Below are 20945 nucleotides of genomic sequence, written 5' to 3'. Positions count from 1 at the left end.
GCTAAAGCACGTGCCCTGGTGAAAACACCGGAAGATAGGCCCATCAGTTTAGTTGCCGCTAATAATTCTCAAATGAGAATCCAAAACGAGTTATTGAGGTCTTGCTAAGGCGCAACCTGAATGATTCGTTTCTAATCCTTGCGCTGTTGGAGCCGACGCAAAGATCGCTCACGGCGACTGTGCTCCCGACTGAGGTCCAACAGAATCTCCTCAATAAACGCCAAGTGACGGTGTGAAGCTTCGCGGGCTTTCTCTGGCTCGCGTGCCACAATCGCCTCAAAAATCCCGGCGCGGTGACTGCTCACCGTTGCCAGCATTTCGCGGCGCGAGTAAAGCAGTTCAAAGTTTTGTTTAACGTTTTGTTCCAGCATTGGCCCCATGCAACGCAGTAAATGCAGTAAAACCACATTATGTGCGGCTTCTGTGACAGCGACTTGATACTGCATAACTGCATCAGCCTCGGCATCCAAGTCGCCGTTGTCCTGTGCTTGTTGGATAACAGTATGACATTCACGAATACGTTGCAGATCTTCATCAGTACCGCGCAGTGCAGCATAATAAGCAGCAACACCCTCGAGGGCATGACGGGTTTCTAACAGGTCGAATTGTGATTCTGGATGGTCGGCCAGCAGTTCAGCCAGCGGATCGCTAAAGCTTTGCCACAGATTGGTTTGCACGAAAGTACCACCGCCCTGACGGCGCAACAGCAGCCCTTTAGCTTCTAAGCGCTGGATTGCTTCTCGCAATGAAGGGCGGGAAACATCAAACTGCTTCGCCAACTCGCGCTCGGGCAGTAATTTCTCCCCTGGGCGTAGCGTCCCTTCCAAGATCAGATATTCGAGCTGTTGCTCGATGACATCTGATAGTTTGGGCTGACGTATTTTGTTGTAGGCCATAATTTATTATGAGTCGCGCTGTAAGCCGTATTGAGTGAATCGTCTCTGCGAGTAGCGCGCAGTCAATTGGTAATACCAATTTCAAAAACGTGACGATAAAGTAACAAAGTATTCACTACCTGTCCATACGGACCTTGACCGAAATCATGAAACCCAGCACATTTTAACAACTTTACTAAAAAAGCAGTGCAAAGTGATAACGTAGCGGTGGTAATACCATTACCTGCGGCCGACAAGTTTTAACTTTTATGAAACGGATTTTTAGGCAAGCTGAAGCGTTATAGTTATTTTATTTATGAATTTATAGTTAATTTTAATGAATTTAAATTCAATTATAAGCAAGAAAAATCTGTAATCCCTCCTTGATGTTCCCCAACACTGATATGACCATTACAAAAACAACCCTTTGGCGGTTTTTTGTACTGAAAACATGCCTTATTACCTTTTCGGGAAACAACAGCTTGATCACGCATCAACATTTTTCTTCGCATTTCGACCAAAAATTCGCCGATTAAAATAAAAACCAGATGCAATAATTCTCGCCTACCACTATTCTCTTTTAAACGGTAGCCAAGCTAGTAAATTCCATATAAAGCAACCGTAAACAAAATAATACAACAATGTAGTAAAAACATTACGCATAGCAAAAGGCACCCGTTTAGCCAGCTAAAAGTGACAACGACAGAGGAAGCAATAATGAGTGTTCAACAAGAAGGTGCGGAGCTGAAACGGGGGCTTAAAAACCGCCATATTCAGCTTATTGCCTTAGGTGGCGCGATTGGTACTGGGTTATTTCTGGGGATCGCGCAGACCATTCAAATGGCGGGGCCTTCCGTCTTACTGGGGTATGCCATTGGCGGCTTTATCGCGTTTCTGATTATGCGCCAATTGGGGGAAATGGTGGTTGAGGAGCCTGTAGCTGGCTCTTTCAGTCACTTTGCTTATAAATACTGGGGTAATTTTGCCGGCTTTGCGTCTGGCTGGAATTACTGGGTGCTGTATGTCCTCGTCGCCATGGCCGAGCTCACGGCGGTGGGCATCTATGTGCAGTATTGGTGGCCTGAAATCCCAACCTGGGTCTCGGCCGCAGTCTTCTTCCTCGCCATTAATGCCATCAACCTGGCGAATGTCAAAGTTTACGGTGAGATGGAATTCTGGTTTGCCATTATTAAAGTCGTTGCCATCATTGCCATGATTGTTTTCGGCGGATGGTTATTGCTAAGCGGGCAAGGCGGCCCGGAAGCCACGGTCACTAATTTATGGGCACAGGGCGGTTTCTTCCCTAATGGTATCATGGGCTTGGTGATGGCCATGGCGGTGATTATGTTCTCCTTCGGTGGGCTTGAATTAGTCGGTATCACCGCAGCAGAAGCAGAAAATCCAGCCAAAAGCATCCCGAAAGCAACCAATCAGGTTATCTACCGTATCCTACTGTTTTATATTGGTTCTCTGGCGATTTTGCTGTCACTCTACCCGTGGGGCAAAGTGGTCGAAGGCGGCAGCCCGTTTGTGCTGATTTTCCATGCGTTGAATAGCAATGTGGTCGCTACCGTATTGAACATCGTGGTGCTGACAGCGGCATTATCGGTCTACAACAGCTGCGTTTACTGTAACAGCCGCATGTTGTTCGGTTTAGCCAAGCAAGGTAATGGCCCGAAAATGCTGCTAAAAGTCGATGGCCGCGGCGTACCGGTAATTGCTATCGCCGTTTCAGCCTTTGCCACCGCATTTTGCGTGCTGATTAACTATTTGATTCCGGGCCGTGCTTTTGAATTATTGATGGCATTGGTGGTTTCCGCGCTAGTCATCAACTGGGCGATGATTAGTTTGGCACACCTTAAATTCCGTGCGGCGAAAAACCGTCAGGGTGTCATTCCGCAATTCAAAGCATTCTGGTATCCATTCAGTAATTATCTGTGTCTGGTTTTTTTAAGCGGTATTTTGGTGATTATGTATCTGACACCGGGTATTCAGATTTCAGTGTTATTGATTCCCGTTTGGGTGTTGGTGTTAGCGCTCGGGTATGCGGTTAAGAACTGGAGAAACCGTCAGGCTGCAACCTTCAATAAATAGAAAAAGAGGGCGGCACGCTAGGCGCAGCCCTCTTGATATTGTTACGATCTTCTATATAAGAAGGCGTTCACACTACTGGACCCTGTAAATAATTCTGTGTAACTGCCACCATATTAAAGGTGATCGCTCAGGCGGTCACCGAACTCGATAATAAAACGACTCATCGCCAGCCGCCAGTTCTGGATCGGCATACTCCATTTTTTTGAAGCATCCTTGATCGCCAGATAAATAACCTTTCTCACTGAGTCGTCTGTCGGGAACACTTTGCGCTTTTTGATAGCTGCACGGATCACGCTGTTCAGCGATTCGATAGCATTAGTGGTGTAGATGGCTTTGCGGATGTCGGGCGGGTAGCCAAAGAACGTATTGAGATTTCCCCAGTGCGCACGCCAGCTTTTGCTGATTTGCGGGTATTTATCGTCCCAGGTTGCCGCGAAGTTATCCAGCGCCATCAGTGCCGCCGCTTCTGTCGGAGCCTGATACACCGTTTTCAGTCCGCTGGTGACGGCTTTGTAGTCCTTCCACGACACGTATTTCAGGCTGTTGCGCACCATGTGAATGATGCAAAGCTGGATATGCGTCTGTGGATACACGCTGTTTATCGCATCCGGGAAGCCTTTCAGGCCGTCCACACAGGCAATCAGAATATCCTGAAGGCCCCGGTTTTTAAGCTCCGTCAGCACACTGAGCCAGAACTTCGCCCCTTCGTTTTCAGCCAGCCACATGCCCAGAAGTTCTTTCTGACCTTCAGTATTAATGCCGAGAGCGAGGAACACCGCTTTGTTTATCACGCTACCACTTTGACGAACTTTCACCACGATACAGTCAAGATAAACAATGGGATACAGCGCATCCAGAGGCCGACTTTGCCATTCAGCAACCTGTTCTTTAACCGCATCGGTGACTTTAGATATCAGCGTGGGTGACACGTCCGCATCGTACATTTCCTTGAATGTGGCGACGATTTCACGGGTTGTCATGCCTTTGGCGTACAGGGACAAAATCTGGCTGTCCATCTGCGTGATACGCGTCTGATTTTTCTTGATAAGCTGTGGCTCGAAGGTATTTTCACGGTCACGAGGCGTGCTCAGTTCAATCTCGCCATCGTCGCACAGCAGCGTTTTGGATGAATAGCCGTTGCGGGTATTTGAACCGGTTTTTGGGGCATTTTTCTCGTGTCCGAGGTGTTCAGTCAGCTCTGCATTGAGCGCTGTTTCGACGGTAAGCTTCGTCAGCATACGGGAAAACGCATTGAGATCGGCCTCGGTTTTGAGGCCTTTAGCCAGTTCTGCAGCGAGAGCTTTAAGTTTCTTCTCGTCCATAATTTGCCTGTCTCCGTTGTTGGAGTGAACATATCAAAAACAGGCAATTACACAATTTTAATTACAGTCTCCACTACTGACAATTATTATGGGGCTTTGTTAAAACCATCGCTTTCATCGACGTATTTACCATCACCGCCGCCCTCCCAATAAAAACCATTAGCCGCTTTATACTTATATTCCCTACCTACATATTTAATAGTCATATAGGTTGAATATGTACCATACTCATCCTTAATACACTTATTAATCAATCTATTATCATCAGTCTTATCATATGAATCGGATATTTCTTTCGTAGCAGAGCTAATATGACTCATAGTCAATCCATCCCTTGAAGATTTACTTTCCAACGATGTTATCTGCATTGGATGTAACATATCTTTATTCAATTTAAGCTGCATTCTCCAATTCAGTCTCGCATAATTTGGATAAAATAAATTATTTACAGTAGGGCAGGAGCCTCTCTTAGAGCCATCAGAATTATGCAATGAATAATTTCTGGTAAATATTGCACTTTTCCAAATATCTATTGGTTCTAGTGTACCCACTCTGATCTCATGCGCTAACGTGACTTCATTTTCTTGTCCATAGCCATTCTTAGCGACCACTTTAACTTTCAGTGACCTACCTGCCCAGTCTGGTTTAGGATTAAAATCAATAGCAGAGCTTGAAGATATAGTTATATCTTTACGAGCAAGCTCCTGAGTGCCATCCAGCAAAATGGCGGTGACACTATTTGCTCTTTCGTAAATAGAACTCGCTGTCGTCATTGATACTTGGAGGTTATCATCGGTAAAGACCGGTGACCATACTCTCTCATTATCTTTGCTAACATGGTTACTCGTTGCCCGCGTGGAGGAAATAGATACTTTTGGCTTAACATACACCTCCTGCTGGTAAGAGCCAGATTGCTCTTCATACCAATCATTACCCACCACTCGCAGTGTAATACGCGCCTTACCTGGGCCGGCCAGATTCATGGTGCTCCCATCATTCGCTACACGTACAATACGGCTATCACTCGATGACCACTTTGTTTCCAAGTGAGCATTTACTGCTAATCTCTCTTTAGGTTGCTGAACGTTACGTGAATCTGAGTCTTTATTACTTAGCACTGCGTGAGCAAAACTGATTGGCTGCTTATATTTAGCAATATTCAACTCATAATTGGCTTCACTATGTTTGAAACGCTCATTCTCCAAGGAAATGATTTTTATTTTGGTGGTGCCGGGCTTAACTAACGCCACTTGCCCTTTGCTATCAACAGTCGCAATGTTGTTATCGGCACTTTGCCACATCGTACTTAGCTCACCCCGGGTAACATCAGAATTTGACAAGACAAAATTCTGCGGCGACACCGTGTCCATCCATGTCGTTGCCTGTTTAGCTACCGCGAAGTTTATTCCCGGGTCAGCTTTTTCCACGATTAACTGATAACTGGCATTACCCGCAGTGTAAGTTTCATTTGGCAGCGTTAATACTGAAATAGTTACCACACCGGCTTTGAGAAGCTTAATTTCCCCCGTGTCCTTATCAATTTTGGCCACATCAGAATTATCGCTGCTCCAGTGGGGCATAAGCTTGGGATGCAAACCTTTTAACGTTTGTGCTTGGCGAGCCTGACGACTATAGGTTATGGCCTCTTTGCTCTTACTAAAACTCAACTGCGGAATAATATTCCCCACCAGCAGTTGTGGCTGTTGATTCAATTTCTTGCGGTTAATGCTGGCAATAAAGTTAGTATTGCCTTTGATGACTGAAGTCACCTCGGTGCTGTAAGTCCCATCGCCATTATCTTTCATGGGATCAGCACTGAATGTTAACCCTTTCATACTATTATTGGTTGTGACCTTAACCTGCTGCCCGGTTAATAAGTTGCCAAACTTATCTTTTAGCGTGGCGGTTAATTTAGCTTTAGTTTTACCGCTGGCATCAATACTGGCCACATTCACAACAAAATCAGACTGCGCCGGGTCGACATCCCCTGCGGTAGTGCTGACATCCGGTGCAGCTTCAACCTGCTGACGAACCTGCGCCTCCATTTTATATTGGCCCAGCCGACTGACACTCAGTTTGGTTTCTGCTATACCCGTTTGCCCGGTATAACTCAGGCTCTGATACTTGCCCTCGCCCTGTGCCAAACGCCAAGCCACCGGGTAGTGCGCCAACACGTTATTATGGGCATCAACCACTTTCGCCGTATAGGTCACTTGCTCCACGTCATCGGCTTTGAATATCGTGCTACTGACCTTAACCGCCGCTAATTTAGCGGTGACTGTATCACCGACCAATTTCACATCTATAGCTTTTGAGAATGGTTTGCCAGCAACAGAAACCTTGACTGCATGATTACCCGCTTGAGTACCTTGGATATTGACCAGATAGCCGCCCGACGGATGAGCTTGAGTGGTTATTTGCAAACCATGCTCGCCACTCTTTGGTGATGTCGTTATCTGGCTTGCCAAGTTAGCAAGCGGGTTGCCTTTACTGTCACGGAGATCAACCCGAATAGTCGCGATATCGACATTATCTGCGGTGATTTTGCCTTGCAGTAACTGCATGCTGGATGCGCTGATATCCACACCACCGCTGGTAAAGTTTACGGTTGCAGCTTGCTGGCGGCTTGTGCCCACAGCGGCAGCGACCACTGCATTACCCTGCACATCACGGCTGATTTCAATTTCCGCAACACCCGCTTTATTGGTTAAGCTCATCATTTTACTGCCAATAATAAGGGTAGCGCCATTAACTGACCAATGAACCGGAATATTGGCCCCCAGCAAGTTATTATTAGCATCCACAAGTTTTGCCTGATAAATGACGGTATCACCGACAGAAAGAGGCCCAGACTTCAATGGTTTAATCTCACCAATCTTGGCGCTACTCACATCAGCCACGACTTTCAGCTGCTGCTTAGCTAACTCAGAACCATTAAGTTTAGTGATAATTTCGCCCGCACCCGCTTTCGTGCCCGTGATGGTGGCGGTATAGACACCATCAGGCCCTTCAGTGAATTGGCTTGGCAATACTAGGCCCGGGAAGCTGGCCGTAGCCACTTTGATTTCCCCAGCATGACCGACTAATGGATTGCCGTTAGCATCTTTGATGTTGACCACCAATGTCGTGGTGCCACCGGCCACCAGCTCAGCAGAGGATACAACAGCAGATGATTGTGCTAGCGAAATCCCACCGGGCATAAATGTCACTGCGCTGGCGTTCATGCTGCTGGCACTACTGACTATTGCTGTAACCCTGGCGCTACCGGCTTGTTTACTCGTCAGAGTCACCGTTGCGACTCCAAACTTATTGGTTTTGGTGATAGCAAGCAGTTCACCCAGATCGGTTCTCCAACCGACTGAAACATTGTCGAGACTCGCATTACCATTGGCATCAATCACTGTAGCATTATATGTAATGCCATCGATCCCATTGGCTTGAGCCGTGGTTTTACTCGGTATCACTGTTTTTAACGTCGCGGTTTGATTATCAGCTTGCAGGGTAAGCTTCTGCATTTTACTCACGCCATAACCCTTAACCTTGGCGATTAAATCAACCGGCCCTTCAGTTACGCCGAATATAGTGGCTTGATAAACCCCTTTCGCTGCGGTTTCGCTTACGGCCCCAATAGTGACATGGTTTGTCGGCGACTGAGTTATCTCAATCTGTTTATTCAGCCCCGAAATTGGGTTGTGGTTAACATCTCGCAGAGTAAATTTCAGCGTAGAGGTTTGTTTGCCATTGGCAATGATCAGATTAGGCTGCAATAACAAATCCGCATTAGCCATCACTGGGGTTGTCGCGACAAATTCAGCCGCAGTGTTTTTCTCCAGCTTTCCGGCATGACTACCCGAGATTAACTGCACAGAAACTTCAACCTTACCGGCTTGAGTGCCCGTGAGAGTTTGCGTACTCATACCGTTGGCATCTGTCGTCGTCGTCTGGCTGGCCACTTTATTGATATTACTGCCCCAGTTTAGAATGACGCCACCAACCGGATTACCATTGGCATCTTCGACCGTCGTAATATAACTCAGCGAGCTAGAACCATTAGGTTCGGGGTGTTTATTACCTACCACCGCCACATTTTTAATCTTCGCGGTCTGACGATCAGCATTAAAGCTAATTTGCTGGGCGATAGCGGTATCAGCATTGCCAAGTGTGGCGCGAATTTGTGCTTTGCCCGCTTTTAAAGAGGTAATATTGACGGTTGCCTTACCGGCGTTATCCGTTTGGCTCACCATAGGAATAATGCTAACCGGGTGCCCATTTTCATCTTTCCAGCTTATAGCCTCCATTTGCACTGGGTTATTATTCGCATCCACCACAGTAATCTCGTAAGTCACCTTATCGCTACCATTCGCAACGAAGTCACTCTGATTATTCGGTGCTATGGCAATTTTTGCCGTGCTGCTATTCGCCGTAAATTCTACTCTGGCGGACGATGTGTGCTTATTACCATTAACTGATGCTGTCACCGTGGCCAGGCCCGCTTTAACACTGGAAAGCATAATGCTAGCCTCCCCATTGCTATCGGTGTTGCTTATTGCCGTTACCGCCTGCGCCGCAGTAAATTCCCCTAAATTGGTTTGCCAAATAACTCGGCTATTTGGCACCACATGACCATTATTATCTTTTACCAACACTTTATAGCTGACCGTTTTCACGCCATCGGCAATCAACTTAGTCGCCGTCGGTGCCAACCAGTCAGCAATATTGGCAGTGATAGTATCAGCAGTGAAACTGAGCTTTTCGGTTGCCAGATTAAGGGCCAAATCATTTTTCATAACCTGGGCATGAAGAGTGATATCCCCCACTTGCGTGCTAGTGAGTGTAATCTGCGTTTCGCCTAAATCATTAGTCTTGGTCTTTTTCGTTACAGGATCGAATGTCACCTTATGGTTAGGTACATCCCAGCCGACATATTCATTTTTAATCGGATTATTATTGGCATCAGTAATTTTGGCATTAAGAGTCATGCTATCAGTGCCATTAGCCGCAGCGCGGTTTTTGCTTACCGGCAATATAACAATCTTGCCAGTGTGACGATTGGCAATAAACATAACTTCAGTGGCTGAATAAGGCTTACCACCGACCATCGCCGTCACTTTGGCAATTTCAGCTTTCGAGCTAACCAGCTCAATAAAGGTTTCTCCATTCGCGTCTGTGGTCGTCGTACTACCCTGAATGAATGAGCCAATATTGCTCAACCATTCCACGGCGGTGGCCGGAACGGCATTACCCTGTTTATCTGTTACCTTCAATTTATAAACAGCTTTATTGGTACCATCCGCCACCACAGGTGTTTGCGTGGCGATAAAGTGACTGCCATTTACCGTCATGGCGCTGTTATCTGCCGTTATTTCTATAGCACCAGCTTGAACAGGCAACGAAGTGCCGACTTGCACTGTAATATTGGCAGTTCCGGTCACAGTGGAACTGAAGATATTTTCTGCAATACCGAATTCATTCGTAATACTGGTAATATGCGCCAAACCTGAGGGGTTCAAATCACTTCCCCATTTGACCTCGACACCTGGCACTGGATGGCCCAGAGCATCAGTCACCAGCACTTCAAGATGGTTTTTATCTGTGCCATTAGCAGTAATTGACGGAGTAGAAAATGTGACTGATGCGCTGCCATGAATAGTCGCCGTCGCGGCATCGGCAGATTGGGTAAGAATAATCGGATTTAATTGAACCCCGCGTACACTTGGAATTATTTCAAAGCGCCCAACTAAGCTACCGCTAGTAACTGAAGCTTCATAAACGCCGGTCTGAATCTCCTGCGCATCACTTATCACCACGGGTTGAGGTAAACTTCTAGCTCTAGGAATATGGCCAGAAATATCACGTACAGCAAAAGTGATATGACCAGCCACACCACTGACCGCATTACCGGCATCAGTGTTTAATGTTAGATGCAATATGCTTCGGCTGGTTGTATTGGCGGGTAAATTATCTGGAGTGAGAGAAATAATGCTGTTAACGCGATCAATATTCACCCCCGTGACATAGATATTTGTTGAACTGGAAGTTGAATAATTACCTTTTTTATCAACCGCTCGTCCCCTTAATACATAGGAATTCACCGCACCGTCAATATACGGAGGAAAAGCGACATGATAAGCCAAATTACCCAGGTCACTGACTTGCCCGCCAGCTTTAATTACATCGGTAGCATCCCATTCGATACGATCCAAACCATGACGGGCATTAGCTGTATAATTAATGGGCAATAGCTGTTTTTCTTTGCCGCTGATTTTTTCAGGTAAATTTAAGGTCACAACTGTGGGGGAGTGATCATTTTAACATAGATTAGAGGGAGTCTGATTTAGGCGGGATGCCTTGAAGGACGAGGCTTGAGAGGCGATTCAATGATTTTGCATAGTCTCTAAAAAAATAATCAAAAGTGCATTTTTTTGCACTCAATTCTGCATAAATTAGATCATATGATGATCCACTTTAAAAACATTATGATAATTATGAGATAAATCATTGAATATGAAAATATATCTCTATCAATACTTTCAATTTTTGTTGATATTTAATACTGCACCTTGTTCGCCCATCTCAGCGAGATCAAAAATCTCTTTCACTCTCTCTACTGGCAGCTTTGCAAGCAACAATGCTGTTTTCTTTGCTTGCGGAGACAGGCTAATCAAGCAAAGATTCTCTTCGTCAGTAATAGCCAACAAAGTATCAATCCCCTTGCGCCTAACAACCTGTAAAGCACTGCTACGTTCTTCCTCGGTCATTAGTTGATAAATCTTCAACCACTCTTGAGTATCCGCGTCTAAGTTCATAAAGTCCTCACGTTTGTGATTGACATCTTCCTGACTCTTGCCAGTTTCCTGCACCGAGCCAAGATAATGGCGGATCACCTGCGGCAAGCTATTTATATGGTATTCAAACGAACGCCCGCGCACACCAGGCACGCTCACCGGTCTTTTCACCCATCCTTCAACCTTCGCCCGCTTATTAATTCCTTGTGGCGTAGATGGCAAACCTGGGATATGAACCAAGTCCTTAGCCAAATACCATTCCTGCTTCATACAAAACCCCATGAACGAAACAAATAACCAAAAAAGCAAAATAGATTCAATCAAATAAAATCACATTAATATCAATCAATTGAGTTTAAATTATCGATTTTGCAAGAAACTTTGAAAGAAACCATTTGAAAACAACCGAGTTTCTATCTAATATTCAAATTAGCCACATGGTGTAACGCCGTTAGGTGACTCACCTGTGTAACCGTATAGGTTGGCATAAAACAAATAGAACGGGAAGAAAACAATGAAAGAAACTGATTGGCATAGAGCGGATATCGTTGCCGCAATACACAAAAAGGGGTTATCACTGACTTCTTTATCAGTCGATGCTGGTCTGGCCCCATCCACATTGAGAAATGCCCTCAGAGGTTCTTACCCGAAAGCAGAAGTCATTATCGCGAATGCTATTGGCGTATCCCCTGCTGTTATTTGGCCCTCTCGCCATGCAGAGAGGGCTGGCAAATGATCTGGATAACCCTGAATGAATTACTGTCTGTTAATGGTTTACCCAAAACCCCACAGGGGCTAGGTAAAAAAGCTAAAAACGAAGGATGGACACGCAGAAAATTAACCGGGGTTAAAGGGTTAAGTTACGAGTATCTGGTCGAGAGCTTACCAACTGACGTTCAGACCATAATCAAAGAACGTCACCTTAACTCTCTGTTAGCAGAAGAAAAAAAGGCCGTTAAAATAGCTGTTAACGGTGATTTAAACCCGAGAGTAAAAGCCAAGCATGAGTTAGATCTTATGCGCCAATGCCCCGCACTGCTGGAGCGGAGTACTGGCAACCTGACTAAATTACAGCGTGATATCGCTGATGCCCGCGCCACTCTGGTGGCCGAGGTTATCAATTTGCAGAACGCCGGATTGTCACGCATTCGGGCCATTAATTACATTTGTGACCAGTCACAATCTAATACCTTGCCTGAGAAATTGCAGAAAGCAGCAGCGATAGCCAACGCCCGTAAAGGTCTGCGCACTGGTGTCAGCACCCGCACCCTCAATGGTTGGGTGGTGGATTATGAACGTGCATCAAACTCAGCAGAGCGTCTGGTCTTACTGGCTCCCGGTCACAATAAAGGTAAGCCTGTAGAACACATAAAATGGATGCCTCTATTTATGACCCACTACCGCACCACCAAAGGGTTAACCGTTGCTGCGGCTTACAAGAAGTTTAAGAAGACGTGGGATGAGCAATATGTCGACCAGCCCGCTATGCGCGATGCGATACCCTCGGTTCATGCCGTTCGCCGGGCTTTAGATAAGCTGCCGACCATTGTTAAACAGAGTGGTCGCGTAACGGGCTCAGCCATGCGGGCGCTGAATACCTACGTTAAGCGTGACTGGTCACAAATGCCCGTTAACGGCGTTTGGATTGGCGATGGCCATAGCATGAAGATGAAGGTGGCCCACCCTGACCATGGTCGCCCATTCACACCCGAAATCACACTGGTTATTGATGGCCGGACACGTTATGTCGTCGGCTGGAGCCTGAGTCTGGCAGAGAACGTTATCGCCGTGGCTGATGCGCTACGCCACGGTATGCAGCATCACGGCATACCGTTGATCTACTACTCAGATAATGGGGCTGGTCAGACAGCCAACATATTAGACGCTGATATTACGGGGATTTTTTCGCGACTTGGCGTGGAGCATCCCACCGGTATTCCCGGCAACCCACAGGCTCGCGGGATTATTGAGCGACTTAACCGCGAAATTCCCGCGCGTATTGCCCGTAAATTTGCCACTTATAACGGCAAGTCTGCTGACCGTGAAACGGTTCGTATGGTCAGCGTTGACCTCAACTCAGCTTTTAATGCACAGGGTAAGAATAAAGAACTCAACAGCCGCCAAAAAGCAGCCATGGCTAAATTGCCCTCATGGCGTCAGCTTATTGATGCCATAGAAGATGAGATTGAAGACTATAACGAAAGACATCGTCATAGCTCGCTTCCTTGTCGTGAAGACGGTAAGCACTATACCGCTGCGGAGTATCGGCAGTTGCTACTGGCCGAGGAGACTATTGATCGTCTTTCTGATATCGAATTACGCGATATGTTCCGTCCGCAAATCATACGTACAGTTAATCGCGGCTGGTTCCCTCTCTTTAAGAATGAGTATTTTTCTCAGGATTTAATTCAGGTCGACGGTGAACAGGTTCTGGTTGAGTTCGACATCCACGATGCCAGTAGCGTTACCGTTCGCCGCCTTGATGGTTCATTTATCTGTACTGCCATTGTGAACGGCAATACCCGCGCAGCCTTCCCAGTGGATTATATCCAGAAAGTGGCAAAAGACCGCCACAGCCGTCGCATGAAGCTGGTCGAGCAGAAAGCCGAAGAGATTAATGCCGAGCTTAACCCGGTATTGACCGCTGAGAGTGCGCCTGATTTTGGCTCACTTATTCAGGGCGATATCTCAAGAATTAATGATGACCGGGAAGAAATGTTCTTATTCCAGTCTGATCGCGATGAATATTTAAAAACACATGGCCATAAAAAAGCGGCTATTTGACGCCCATCAAATGCCGCTCATTCACTACACAGGAATTCAATTATGACAATTAAAACTGACCTTATAGAACTGATGGAACGTAAAAGCCTTAATCAAACACAGGTTTCACGCGCTATCGGTATGAGTACTGCCACCGTCAATCAATATCTACAGGATAAATATAACGGGGATTTGGACAGGGTCAATACCGAGGTTCAGGCTTTCCTTGACCGGACGCGTGAAAAAGATAAGGCCCAGCGTGTTGAAGTGAAGTTTGTCGCCACATCGGCGTCTAAAAAAGCGCTGGAAATTATCCGCATGGCCCATGTTGACGGTGAGATTAATGTGATTTACGGCGAGGCGGGTTTAGGGAAAACCATGGCATTAAAGGCTTATGCCAGCCAGAACTCTACTGCGCTGCTCATTGAGGTTGACCCCAGCTTTACCGCTCGTGTTCTGCTGGAAGAGATCTGCAACCGGCTGGGGCTGTCCCCTCGCGGCAATATGCATGAAACCTTTGAGTTATGTAGCAATAAATTGCGTGATTCCGGTTATGTCTTGCTGATTGACGAGGGTGAATTGTTACCTCATCGCTCACTGGAAGTACTGCGCCGCCTGCATGATAAAAGCGGTATTGGTGTTGTCCTGGTCGGTATGCCGCGCCTGCTGATTAACCTGAAAGGCAAGCGTGGCGAATTCGTCCAGCTTTATAGCCGCGTGGCCTTTGCGCTCAATATCGGTAATGCCCTGCCTAAAGATGATGTTAGCGCCATTGCGGCCAGCGTATTGCCAGAGGTGGCGGATGATATCAATGAGGCGCTTTATCAGGAATCAAAAGGTAATGCCCGCCGCCTGTTTAAGTTATTGCGCGGTGCCATTCGCCTGAGTCATATCAATGATATGTCGGTGGGTGTCAGTAGCGTTCGCCAGGCCGCCAAGATGTTAATTAATTAAGGAGTAAGCCATGTGCCAATTACCTATTAATAACCCGGCATTAATGAAACCTATTAATCGCCTGTTACGGGCCGGTATTAAGGTTGTGGAATTAAATACCCGCTTACGCCGTCCGATTATTGAAGTCGATCGCCCCTTTAAAGCATGGGAAAAAGGCGCGGTTGAAATCACCGAAACCCGCAATGGTGTCCGTAGCCTGGTCAAAATGACCATCTGGCGCGGCGCTCATATCATCTGGAGATAGCCAGTTATGGCAAAAATAATCATTGATATTACGACTGATAGTAAAAACCGGCTAGCTGTTGATTGTCGGTGTGAAGCATCAAAAACAGACGGTAAGGATGATTTAGTGATAGCCAAAGCGGTTTCTAACGGGTTGGCTGGGCTTATTTCAATCAAGGCTCACGAAGCATTAATTAAAACAAAACGAGGTAGAAAGCATGTCCACTGAAAATAAACAATTCACTGATAAGGCCGCTCCAGAGGGTTACTGGGTTGATGCTAAAGGTATTCTAACACCTGACTCGCTGGTTAAAGATATCGACAAAATGCGTGATACGTTAGTGGGTGACATTATCAATCGCGCACTTGCCGTTAACAAAATACTGACCGAATTTAAGTTAGCCACCTTTGCGGATATTGCGGCGTTCGTTGACCTGTCAGCCAATGAATACAATGTTTCACTAGGCGGTAAAAAAGGCAATGTCACCTTATATGCCTTTGATGGCAAATATAAAATCCAGCGAGCCATGCAAGACCGGATTGCCTTTGATGAACGCCTGCAAGCCGCCAAAGCGCTTATTGATGAATGCCTTGCTGATTGGGTAGAAGGCGCACGTCCTGAAATCCATACCTTAATCAACCGGGCTTTCTCCTCTGATAAAGAAGGTGAAATCAATACCGGTGCAGTATTGGCCCTGCGTCGTTATGACATTCAGGACTCACGCTGGTTACGTGCCATGGATGCCATCAGCGAAGCCGTCCAGGTGGTGGGGAGTCGTTCCTATGTGCGGGTCTATGAGCGCATTGGTGATACTGACCAATATCAGTCCATCCCCCTTGATATCTCTGGAGTCTGATATGAAAGCTGAAGAGTTTAACCGTTGCTATCCCGTGGGTAAGGTTTTTATCTATCAACCGTGCAAATTGTTACGTGGGGGCAAATCGGTCAAAACGGTTGGCCCCGCCAGTGACTTTAATTCAGCTACTGTCGTGGAAATTAATAAAGAACCTTATTTTGCTAATACGGAATCATTAACACCAGCGGGCTAATTTAAACCTTTATTAAGTCCCTTTTAAATATGGCGTAAACCCGCAGGGGCGCGCTTACGCCAAAATTATGGAAAACCATCATCATGAATAAAGAAAAGTATCTCGCCAAAATAAAGAAACTGCTGAATCTGGCGGCAAAAAATAGTAATCCGCATGAGGCTGCACTGGCGTTAGAGCAAGCTAAAAAGCTAATGCGTCAACATCAATTAACTGAGTCAGATATCGAGTTAATGGCTATTAGCGAAGCCAGTAGCAAGGGCGCACCGTCTCATGCAGAGACCATCCCAAAATATATGGCCATGCTCATCAGTGTCATCAACATTGCATTTGGTGTGTCGAGTTATTTATCTCCGACCCGCCAGCCTCCACATTACCACTATAAAAACATCGTGAAGTTCTACGGCCCAGCTGAGCGCCCGCAGGTAGCCGCTTATGCTTTCGATGTGATGTCTCGTCAACTGACATCGGCCCGCAAGGAGTTCAGTGCAGGGCAGCGTAAGAGCTTAAAGAGAACAACCAAAATAGCCCGTGCAGATACGTTCTGTGAAGCCTGGGTAAGAGGGGCTTATCAGGTTATTCAACGCTTTGCCGTCACCGATGATGAGCAAGTGTTAATGGAAACCTATTTTCAAAAAATAGGTGGAGGTGAGTTTGATAAAGGGGAATCACGTGAAGCGAAGAAAGTTCGTGGGTCAGACGATGCCGCTATTGCCGGTTATCTATCTGGTCGTAATGCCGAATTAAATCACGGTGTTGATGGCACCCCAATGGCACAAATCGGGAGTGCATCATAATGGAAAACCTGTCTAAAACTGACTCTCTGCGTCAGGCGCTGCAAGTGCTGGGAACCGCTACGGGTCGTGAGTTAGCCAATTTCACAGGCTTACCGATTGACCGCGTGGGCGCACTGCTGGCTTGCGATATCCGTAAGGGTCGCGTTGTTCGGGGTTGGAACGGGAAAATACGCTGCTATGGCATGGCCGGGACTCTCCAGGATACCGGCTCTGTCGTGGGTAAGGTTGGCTCTGGTAAGGGGAAAGGCAAGGTTCGCTACCTGCCGCTGGGCGTCACCAACCCTGAATTTAGGACGTTGGCACAGAAAGCCGTTGCCCTTGAACAGCAATTCAAATACTCCAGCGCCATGTCAGCGTGGCTGGCAGCAGCTGATGCTTCCATGCTGCTCGTCAACGAGCAATGGTGCCTCTCCCGTGCCATGTTCTGCGAATCTGCTCAGTCTAAAGGCTGGGGAGGCCGTCCATGAAAGCTCATGTCAGCAGTCGCGAATACCAGGACAGTGGCGCTAAGCGTATCTACACCCTGACCGATGGCAGTGTGGTGACCGAGTATATCAACCTGCCAGGTAAGTCACGTTTCAATTTCTTTGATAGTCGCGGCAATACGGTTCACAAGAACCAGCAGCGCGTTGCCATGAAACAGGCCGTTGAACACCATAAAAAACAGTGGAAGGTGAAGCCATGAGCCATTTTCTGAAAGGGTTATCAGCCGAGAAATTCAATCAACAATACCCTGTTGGTAGTCGTTTTAATTACTTCTCTGTTAAGGGTATTCCTGACAGCGTTGAGGTGGTCACGCGCACTGAAGCTTGGGCACTGGGTCATGGTGACGTGGTGGTTAGTGTCAATGGCCGTGCTGGCGGGCTTCACATTGAACACATGAAACCAGTAATTGCACATGCGGGAGAGTCTAATGGAAATTGAAATCAGCCAGTCAATGAAAATGCGCCTCTCTGGTCTGGAGCGTCTAGACCCTATTGAGGTTCTAGTTGATGACTATGAGCCAGGTAATGGGAAAATCACCATCACTTGTTATGGAAAAGCATGGACGGCCTCATGGTTCGCAATGTCAGGCCAGACAATCAGTCAATTCTTCCGGCGCTGTGGCAATGATTATCTTATAGGTTATTTATCCCCACAGCTCGAAAAGAAAATTGATGGCGATAACGACGAAAATATTAATTTTGTGAAGCGGGAAATTATCAAATTACTACGCGCCAATGACATTACAAAAGAAGATGCACGTGAATATTGGAATGAGGCAGTCACCTCAGAAGATATCAAATCGGATATTTGCCAATGGTTATCGGGATCTGATTTGGCTGGTTTATTGGGAGATGATCCTTATTACGCTAATTGGCCGATGGTAGAAAACCCGGCCTACCGATACTTATCCCGCATCGTTGATGTAGTGAAAGCAGGTTTTGAGCAATCCGAATTGGTTAAGGAGGCGTGATGTCTATTCGAGAAATCACCTTAATCTGTTGGGCTGTAGCCTCCTATATCTACCTTGGTTATTGCTGGGCCAGTATTCTGCGCCGGTTGGGTTGGATGAGAAAGGGGCTCCCTCTTATCGCTTTCATACTAATCATGCTGTTTTGGCCTATTGGATTGATGCTTTTTGAAGAGCGACTGGCTGCCGAAGAAGAGGATATCAATGATGATTGAACTCTCACCAAATGACGAGCGTATAGCAATGCTGTTAGCCAGCGGCTTTTCTCTCGAAGAGGTTAACCAGTGGTTTAGCCATATCAAATCAGAATTAGACAATGCGGATTATCAGCAAGAACTCTACTGTGATGCAGTGCTCTCTACCAGAGAATCGCTTAGTGCCTGCTGGATTATATCCAAACTTCAAGCCATATCTGAGGGCAGTGATAAACAAGCCGCAGTGGCAGCATTGAGCGCCTTAGTTGGTATTTCTACATCTTTCGAGCTTTTCAGGCTCAATGATGCTCCAGGGCATTCATTGGGTTTACGTCAGAGGGGTGACGAATGACCAAGGGCAGCAGTAAGGAGCAGGTAGCGGCGCGTAAGCGCCTCTCCCGCGCCCGCGCAAAGTCGCAATTCGGCCAGCATCGTCTTGAAATCGTTCTCTCTGACCGTGTGTATACAATGTTGCTTGAGTGCTGTAAGCGGCGCAATCCAGGCCGTAAGCCATACATTCCCAGTGAGTATGTAGAGCTTTTACTCTTCTGTGATGGCGAGCGTCTGGCGCGGCAAGAGGCGGCGCTGGGTAACTGCAATCACTGTAACTTACCACTGCCTGCGGGGTGCAATACGGCTTTTATAGGCGAGTCAGCATGTTGGTTTTATCGTCAGTCACGTTCTTTAAATCTTACAGATGTGACCGGTCACGCTCAGTTAGATGAGGTGCAAAATGACTAATCTTGAGGTTTTAAAAAATCACCTTGCCCTGGGTGAAGATTACAGCGACGAATTGCTGCAAGTGCTCCAGTCTGCACTGGATGAGATTACCACCTCTAGGGTTAAACTCCTTGAGTTAGGCGGTTACTCTCCTACGGATACCGCTGATTTATTGAGTGGTTGTGGGAAGCTAACCCAATATATCACTAAGTTTGAACACAATAGCCCGTACTCTATAGGTTCTTCCGTTCTGATTAACGTACTGGTGGCGCATCAAAACCAACAAACTGTAATTGACCAATTACTGACCTTAACTTATCTCAATAATGAGTGGTCTGCTCAGGTGGCTTTTGATAACTTTCCCGGTCACAATTCCCCGGTAAAGGCAATGGATACATTGTCTGACTGGCTTATAAGGCTTGGCTTGGCGACAAGGGTCAGCGATAGCTTGCGGACTCAGTTGGAGGCGTTATGGACAAAAAGCTGATCCAACTGATTCATGTGGGTAAGTCTGCTTTAGCCTGGGACGATGAAACCTACCGTGATGTTATCTACCGGTTAACCGGTAAAACTAGCTCGGCTAAGTGCTCCATTGAGCAGCAAGAACGTATTGTGGCTTATATGCGGGCTCATGGATTTGAGCCAAAACCGGCTAAAAATCATGGGCGTCGTCCAAGCGTTCCTGTCACCAAAGAGTCTGTTCTCAAGAAAATTGAAGCCTTACTGACTGACGCTGGCCGTCCGTGGAGTTATGCTGAATCTATGGCGCAACATATGTTTCAGGTAAGATATGTTGATTGGTTGCTGCTGGAGCAGTTAACAAAACTGATGCAGGCATTGATTATTGATGCCAAACGTCGAGGGAAATCATGATGAATATTGAGCAGGTTAAAGCGCTATTGCCAGAGTCTGTCCAGCAGATTGCAGAGTTGATCGGCTATCCCGCAACAGCCCGCCTGCTCGATAAGTTGGGCGGTACTACCTTCCCAATTGGTAAAGGGTTGCGTGCACTTGGCGCGGCCCGAGCCACCTTGTTACGGGAAACCATTGGCGAAGAGAACGCACAATTGTTGGTCAGGCATTTTGGCGGGGAAGTTCTTTATCTGCCTCGTTGTGATCGGGCGTTGCGTGAGTTACGTAACCGCTCGTTCCTGGCTGAATTCGCCCAGTTGCGTGACAGTGGCATCTCTTCCCTGATGGTGATGACTCAGCTATGCCCTAAGTATGGTTTCTCTGATAGGTTCGCTTGGGGATTGTTAGAAAAGAATAAAAACATGATGGATTCTCACCAGAATTCTTTATTTTAATGGAGCTAAATAGAATGAAAAAATACCTTTGTATAGCGCTAATGTTGGCCTGTTCTGCCACAGCCTATGCTGAGTCAGAAACAGATATGGTGAATAAAGCATTACAAGGTGATTATCAGGTACAGCGGAACCTTGCTCATTACTATATGGATGGCAGTAGCGAGCCTGATTATATTCCGCAATCACCTATTCATGCATGTGCATGGCGCAAGATAATTATATTGACCGGTGCAGATAAAATAGATGCTGGTGATTTTGGTAATGAATCTGTAGATTGTAAAAAAATCAATCCTACAGATAATGAAAAAGTTTGGAATATTGTTTTTGCCGCGCTCAAAGCAATGCCTAACTAACCCACTGAACCCCTTCCACTGATTATATAAAGCTCCCATAGCAATACTGACACCATCCC

General features: G+C 46.6%; 24 protein-coding genes. 20 read left to right on the top strand and 4 right to left on the bottom strand.

Annotation, left to right across the window (positions count from 1 at the left end):
* Nucleotides 1-131 precede the first annotated feature (131 nt).
* Nucleotides 132-896: a pyruvate dehydrogenase complex transcriptional repressor PdhR gene (gene pdhR, locus D5F51_RS04335; protein ID WP_025379490.1), complete on the bottom strand. Its 765-nt coding sequence runs from the start codon at nt 894-896 to the stop codon at nt 132-134.
* A 696-nt stretch (nt 897-1592) separates the two neighbouring features.
* Between pdhR and D5F51_RS04330 the strand changes: the two genes are divergently transcribed.
* Nucleotides 1593-2969: an amino acid permease gene (locus tag D5F51_RS04330; protein WP_087769077.1), complete on the top strand. Its 1377-nt coding sequence runs from the start codon at nt 1593-1595 to the stop codon at nt 2967-2969.
* 113 nt (nt 2970-3082) lie between these two features.
* Here the strand turns inward: D5F51_RS04330 and D5F51_RS04325 are convergent, their stop codons facing one another.
* From D5F51_RS04325 to D5F51_RS04315, 3 genes are all read right to left on the bottom strand, one after another.
* A complete protein-coding gene (locus D5F51_RS04325; RefSeq protein WP_129195537.1) occupies nt 3083-4291 on the bottom strand; it encodes an IS256 family transposase in 1209 nt (402 codons plus the stop codon).
* A gap of 86 nt (nt 4292-4377) precedes the next feature.
* Nucleotides 4378-10578: an Ig-like domain-containing protein gene (locus D5F51_RS04320; protein ID WP_129195715.1), complete on the bottom strand. Its 6201-nt coding sequence runs from the start codon at nt 10576-10578 to the stop codon at nt 4378-4380.
* Between the two features lie 243 nt (nt 10579-10821).
* Nucleotides 10822-11346, bottom strand: coding sequence for a DNA-binding protein (locus D5F51_RS04315; RefSeq protein WP_162301683.1), 525 nt, complete (start codon nt 11344-11346; stop codon nt 10822-10824).
* A gap of 244 nt (nt 11347-11590) precedes the next feature.
* Between D5F51_RS04315 and D5F51_RS04310 the strand changes: the two genes are divergently transcribed.
* The 19 genes from D5F51_RS04310 (at nt 11591) to D5F51_RS04220 (ending at nt 20886) form a co-directional block, all read left to right on the top strand.
* The gene (locus D5F51_RS04310; RefSeq protein WP_049608950.1) at nt 11591-11812 is read left to right on the top strand and encodes a helix-turn-helix domain-containing protein; all 222 of its coding nucleotides are present in this window, start codon (nt 11591-11593) and stop codon (nt 11810-11812) included.
* Nucleotides 11809-13860 (top strand): Mu transposase C-terminal domain-containing protein, encoded by a 2052-nt coding sequence (locus D5F51_RS04305; protein WP_129195713.1) that lies wholly within the window; start codon nt 11809-11811, stop codon nt 13858-13860. Before D5F51_RS04310 ends, D5F51_RS04305 begins: the two co-directional genes overlap by 4 nt.
* A 42-nt stretch (nt 13861-13902) precedes the next feature.
* A complete protein-coding gene (locus tag D5F51_RS04300) occupies nt 13903-14793 on the top strand; it encodes an AAA family ATPase (protein WP_129195712.1) in 891 nt (296 codons plus the stop codon).
* A 10-nt stretch (nt 14794-14803) separates the two neighbouring features.
* Complete coding sequence (locus tag D5F51_RS04295; RefSeq protein WP_050146716.1) at nt 14804-15037, top strand: hypothetical protein; 234 nt, start codon at nt 14804-14806, stop codon at nt 15035-15037.
* Between the two features lie 6 nt (nt 15038-15043).
* Nucleotides 15044-15244: a hypothetical protein gene (locus tag D5F51_RS04290; protein ID WP_050146714.1), complete on the top strand. Its 201-nt coding sequence runs from the start codon at nt 15044-15046 to the stop codon at nt 15242-15244.
* Nucleotides 15234-15872, top strand: coding sequence for a DUF3164 family protein (locus tag D5F51_RS04285; RefSeq protein WP_129195711.1), 639 nt, complete (start codon nt 15234-15236; stop codon nt 15870-15872). The genes D5F51_RS04290 and D5F51_RS04285 overlap by 11 nt, the downstream gene beginning before the upstream one ends.
* A 1-nt stretch (nt 15873) precedes the next feature.
* Nucleotides 15874-16065 carry a hypothetical protein gene (locus D5F51_RS04280; RefSeq protein WP_129195710.1) on the top strand — a complete coding sequence of 64 codons (192 nt, stop codon included), beginning with the start codon at nt 15874-15876 and terminating at the stop codon, nt 16063-16065.
* Nucleotides 16066-16148: 83 nt separating this feature from the next.
* A complete protein-coding gene (locus D5F51_RS04275; RefSeq protein WP_129195709.1) occupies nt 16149-16859 on the top strand; it encodes a DUF2786 domain-containing protein in 711 nt (236 codons plus the stop codon).
* Nucleotides 16859-17326: an ANR family transcriptional regulator gene (locus D5F51_RS04270; protein WP_129195708.1), complete on the top strand. Its 468-nt coding sequence runs from the start codon at nt 16859-16861 to the stop codon at nt 17324-17326. Before D5F51_RS04275 ends, D5F51_RS04270 begins: the two co-directional genes overlap by 1 nt.
* Nucleotides 17323-17544 (top strand): hypothetical protein, encoded by a 222-nt coding sequence (locus D5F51_RS04265; protein WP_050146705.1) that lies wholly within the window; start codon nt 17323-17325, stop codon nt 17542-17544. The genes D5F51_RS04270 and D5F51_RS04265 overlap by 4 nt, the downstream gene beginning before the upstream one ends.
* The gene (locus D5F51_RS04260; RefSeq protein WP_129195707.1) at nt 17541-17783 is read left to right on the top strand and encodes a hypothetical protein; all 243 of its coding nucleotides are present in this window, start codon (nt 17541-17543) and stop codon (nt 17781-17783) included. Before D5F51_RS04265 ends, D5F51_RS04260 begins: the two co-directional genes overlap by 4 nt.
* Entirely contained in the window at nt 17773-18315 is a 543-nt protein-coding gene (locus tag D5F51_RS04255) for a phiTE_072 family protein (protein ID WP_129195706.1), read from the top strand. The genes D5F51_RS04260 and D5F51_RS04255 overlap by 11 nt, the downstream gene beginning before the upstream one ends.
* Nucleotides 18315-18527, top strand: a complete 213-nt coding sequence (locus tag D5F51_RS04250) for a hypothetical protein (RefSeq protein ID WP_129195705.1) — start codon at nt 18315-18317, stop codon at nt 18525-18527. The genes D5F51_RS04255 and D5F51_RS04250 overlap by 1 nt, the downstream gene beginning before the upstream one ends.
* Nucleotides 18517-18858 carry a hypothetical protein gene (locus tag D5F51_RS04245; protein ID WP_129195704.1) on the top strand — a complete coding sequence of 114 codons (342 nt, stop codon included), beginning with the start codon at nt 18517-18519 and terminating at the stop codon, nt 18856-18858. The genes D5F51_RS04250 and D5F51_RS04245 overlap by 11 nt, the downstream gene beginning before the upstream one ends.
* A complete protein-coding gene (locus D5F51_RS04240) occupies nt 18855-19247 on the top strand; it encodes a hypothetical protein (RefSeq protein WP_129195703.1) in 393 nt (130 codons plus the stop codon). Before D5F51_RS04245 ends, D5F51_RS04240 begins: the two co-directional genes overlap by 4 nt.
* Nucleotides 19240-19713 (top strand): hypothetical protein, encoded by a 474-nt coding sequence (locus D5F51_RS04235; RefSeq protein ID WP_129195702.1) that lies wholly within the window; start codon nt 19240-19242, stop codon nt 19711-19713. The genes D5F51_RS04240 and D5F51_RS04235 overlap by 8 nt, the downstream gene beginning before the upstream one ends.
* The gene (locus D5F51_RS04230; RefSeq protein WP_129195701.1) at nt 19698-20099 is read left to right on the top strand and encodes a gp16 family protein; all 402 of its coding nucleotides are present in this window, start codon (nt 19698-19700) and stop codon (nt 20097-20099) included. Before D5F51_RS04235 ends, D5F51_RS04230 begins: the two co-directional genes overlap by 16 nt.
* Nucleotides 20099-20533, top strand: coding sequence for a Mor transcription activator family protein (locus D5F51_RS04225; RefSeq protein WP_129199184.1), 435 nt, complete (start codon nt 20099-20101; stop codon nt 20531-20533). The genes D5F51_RS04230 and D5F51_RS04225 overlap by 1 nt, the downstream gene beginning before the upstream one ends.
* 14 nt (nt 20534-20547) lie before the next feature.
* A complete protein-coding gene (locus D5F51_RS04220; protein WP_087817245.1) occupies nt 20548-20886 on the top strand; it encodes a hypothetical protein in 339 nt (112 codons plus the stop codon).
* Nucleotides 20887-20945: the final 59 nt, after the last annotated feature.

The organism is Yersinia hibernica (assembly GCF_004124235.1).
In the GTDB taxonomy this organism is placed as follows: domain Bacteria; phylum Pseudomonadota; class Gammaproteobacteria; order Enterobacterales; family Enterobacteriaceae; genus Yersinia; species Yersinia hibernica.
This window is presented reverse-complemented; position numbering and strand designations above follow the sequence as displayed.

What these genes read in the sequence shown, in the direction of transcription:
- pdhR (WP_025379490.1), bottom strand. Translation starts at nt 896, where the DNA reads ATGGCCTACAACAAAATACGTCAGCCCAAACTATCAGATGTCATCGAG.
- D5F51_RS04330 (WP_087769077.1), top strand. Translation starts at nt 1,593, where the DNA reads ATGAGTGTTCAACAAGAAGGTGCGGAGCTGAAACGGGGGCTTAAAAAC.
- D5F51_RS04325 (WP_129195537.1), bottom strand. Translation starts at nt 4,291, where the DNA reads ATGGACGAGAAGAAACTTAAAGCTCTCGCTGCAGAACTGGCTAAAGGC.
- D5F51_RS04315 (WP_162301683.1), bottom strand. Translation starts at nt 11,346, where the DNA reads ATGAAGCAGGAATGGTATTTGGCTAAGGACTTGGTTCATATCCCAGGT.
- D5F51_RS04310 (WP_049608950.1), top strand. Translation starts at nt 11,591, where the DNA reads ATGAAAGAAACTGATTGGCATAGAGCGGATATCGTTGCCGCAATACAC.
- D5F51_RS04305 (WP_129195713.1), top strand. Translation starts at nt 11,809, where the DNA reads ATGATCTGGATAACCCTGAATGAATTACTGTCTGTTAATGGTTTACCC.
- D5F51_RS04300 (WP_129195712.1), top strand. Translation starts at nt 13,903, where the DNA reads ATGACAATTAAAACTGACCTTATAGAACTGATGGAACGTAAAAGCCTT.
- D5F51_RS04295 (WP_050146716.1), top strand. Translation starts at nt 14,804, where the DNA reads ATGTGCCAATTACCTATTAATAACCCGGCATTAATGAAACCTATTAAT.
- D5F51_RS04290 (WP_050146714.1), top strand. Translation starts at nt 15,044, where the DNA reads ATGGCAAAAATAATCATTGATATTACGACTGATAGTAAAAACCGGCTA.
- D5F51_RS04285 (WP_129195711.1), top strand. Translation starts at nt 15,234, where the DNA reads ATGTCCACTGAAAATAAACAATTCACTGATAAGGCCGCTCCAGAGGGT.
- D5F51_RS04280 (WP_129195710.1), top strand. Translation starts at nt 15,874, where the DNA reads ATGAAAGCTGAAGAGTTTAACCGTTGCTATCCCGTGGGTAAGGTTTTT.
- D5F51_RS04275 (WP_129195709.1), top strand. Translation starts at nt 16,149, where the DNA reads ATGAATAAAGAAAAGTATCTCGCCAAAATAAAGAAACTGCTGAATCTG.
- D5F51_RS04270 (WP_129195708.1), top strand. Translation starts at nt 16,859, where the DNA reads ATGGAAAACCTGTCTAAAACTGACTCTCTGCGTCAGGCGCTGCAAGTG.
- D5F51_RS04265 (WP_050146705.1), top strand. Translation starts at nt 17,323, where the DNA reads ATGAAAGCTCATGTCAGCAGTCGCGAATACCAGGACAGTGGCGCTAAG.
- D5F51_RS04260 (WP_129195707.1), top strand. Translation starts at nt 17,541, where the DNA reads ATGAGCCATTTTCTGAAAGGGTTATCAGCCGAGAAATTCAATCAACAA.
- D5F51_RS04255 (WP_129195706.1), top strand. Translation starts at nt 17,773, where the DNA reads ATGGAAATTGAAATCAGCCAGTCAATGAAAATGCGCCTCTCTGGTCTG.
- D5F51_RS04250 (WP_129195705.1), top strand. Translation starts at nt 18,315, where the DNA reads ATGTCTATTCGAGAAATCACCTTAATCTGTTGGGCTGTAGCCTCCTAT.
- D5F51_RS04245 (WP_129195704.1), top strand. Translation starts at nt 18,517, where the DNA reads ATGATGATTGAACTCTCACCAAATGACGAGCGTATAGCAATGCTGTTA.
- D5F51_RS04240 (WP_129195703.1), top strand. Translation starts at nt 18,855, where the DNA reads ATGACCAAGGGCAGCAGTAAGGAGCAGGTAGCGGCGCGTAAGCGCCTC.
- D5F51_RS04235 (WP_129195702.1), top strand. Translation starts at nt 19,240, where the DNA reads ATGACTAATCTTGAGGTTTTAAAAAATCACCTTGCCCTGGGTGAAGAT.
- D5F51_RS04230 (WP_129195701.1), top strand. Translation starts at nt 19,698, where the DNA reads ATGGACAAAAAGCTGATCCAACTGATTCATGTGGGTAAGTCTGCTTTA.
- D5F51_RS04225 (WP_129199184.1), top strand. Translation starts at nt 20,099, where the DNA reads ATGAATATTGAGCAGGTTAAAGCGCTATTGCCAGAGTCTGTCCAGCAG.
- D5F51_RS04220 (WP_087817245.1), top strand. Translation starts at nt 20,548, where the DNA reads ATGAAAAAATACCTTTGTATAGCGCTAATGTTGGCCTGTTCTGCCACA.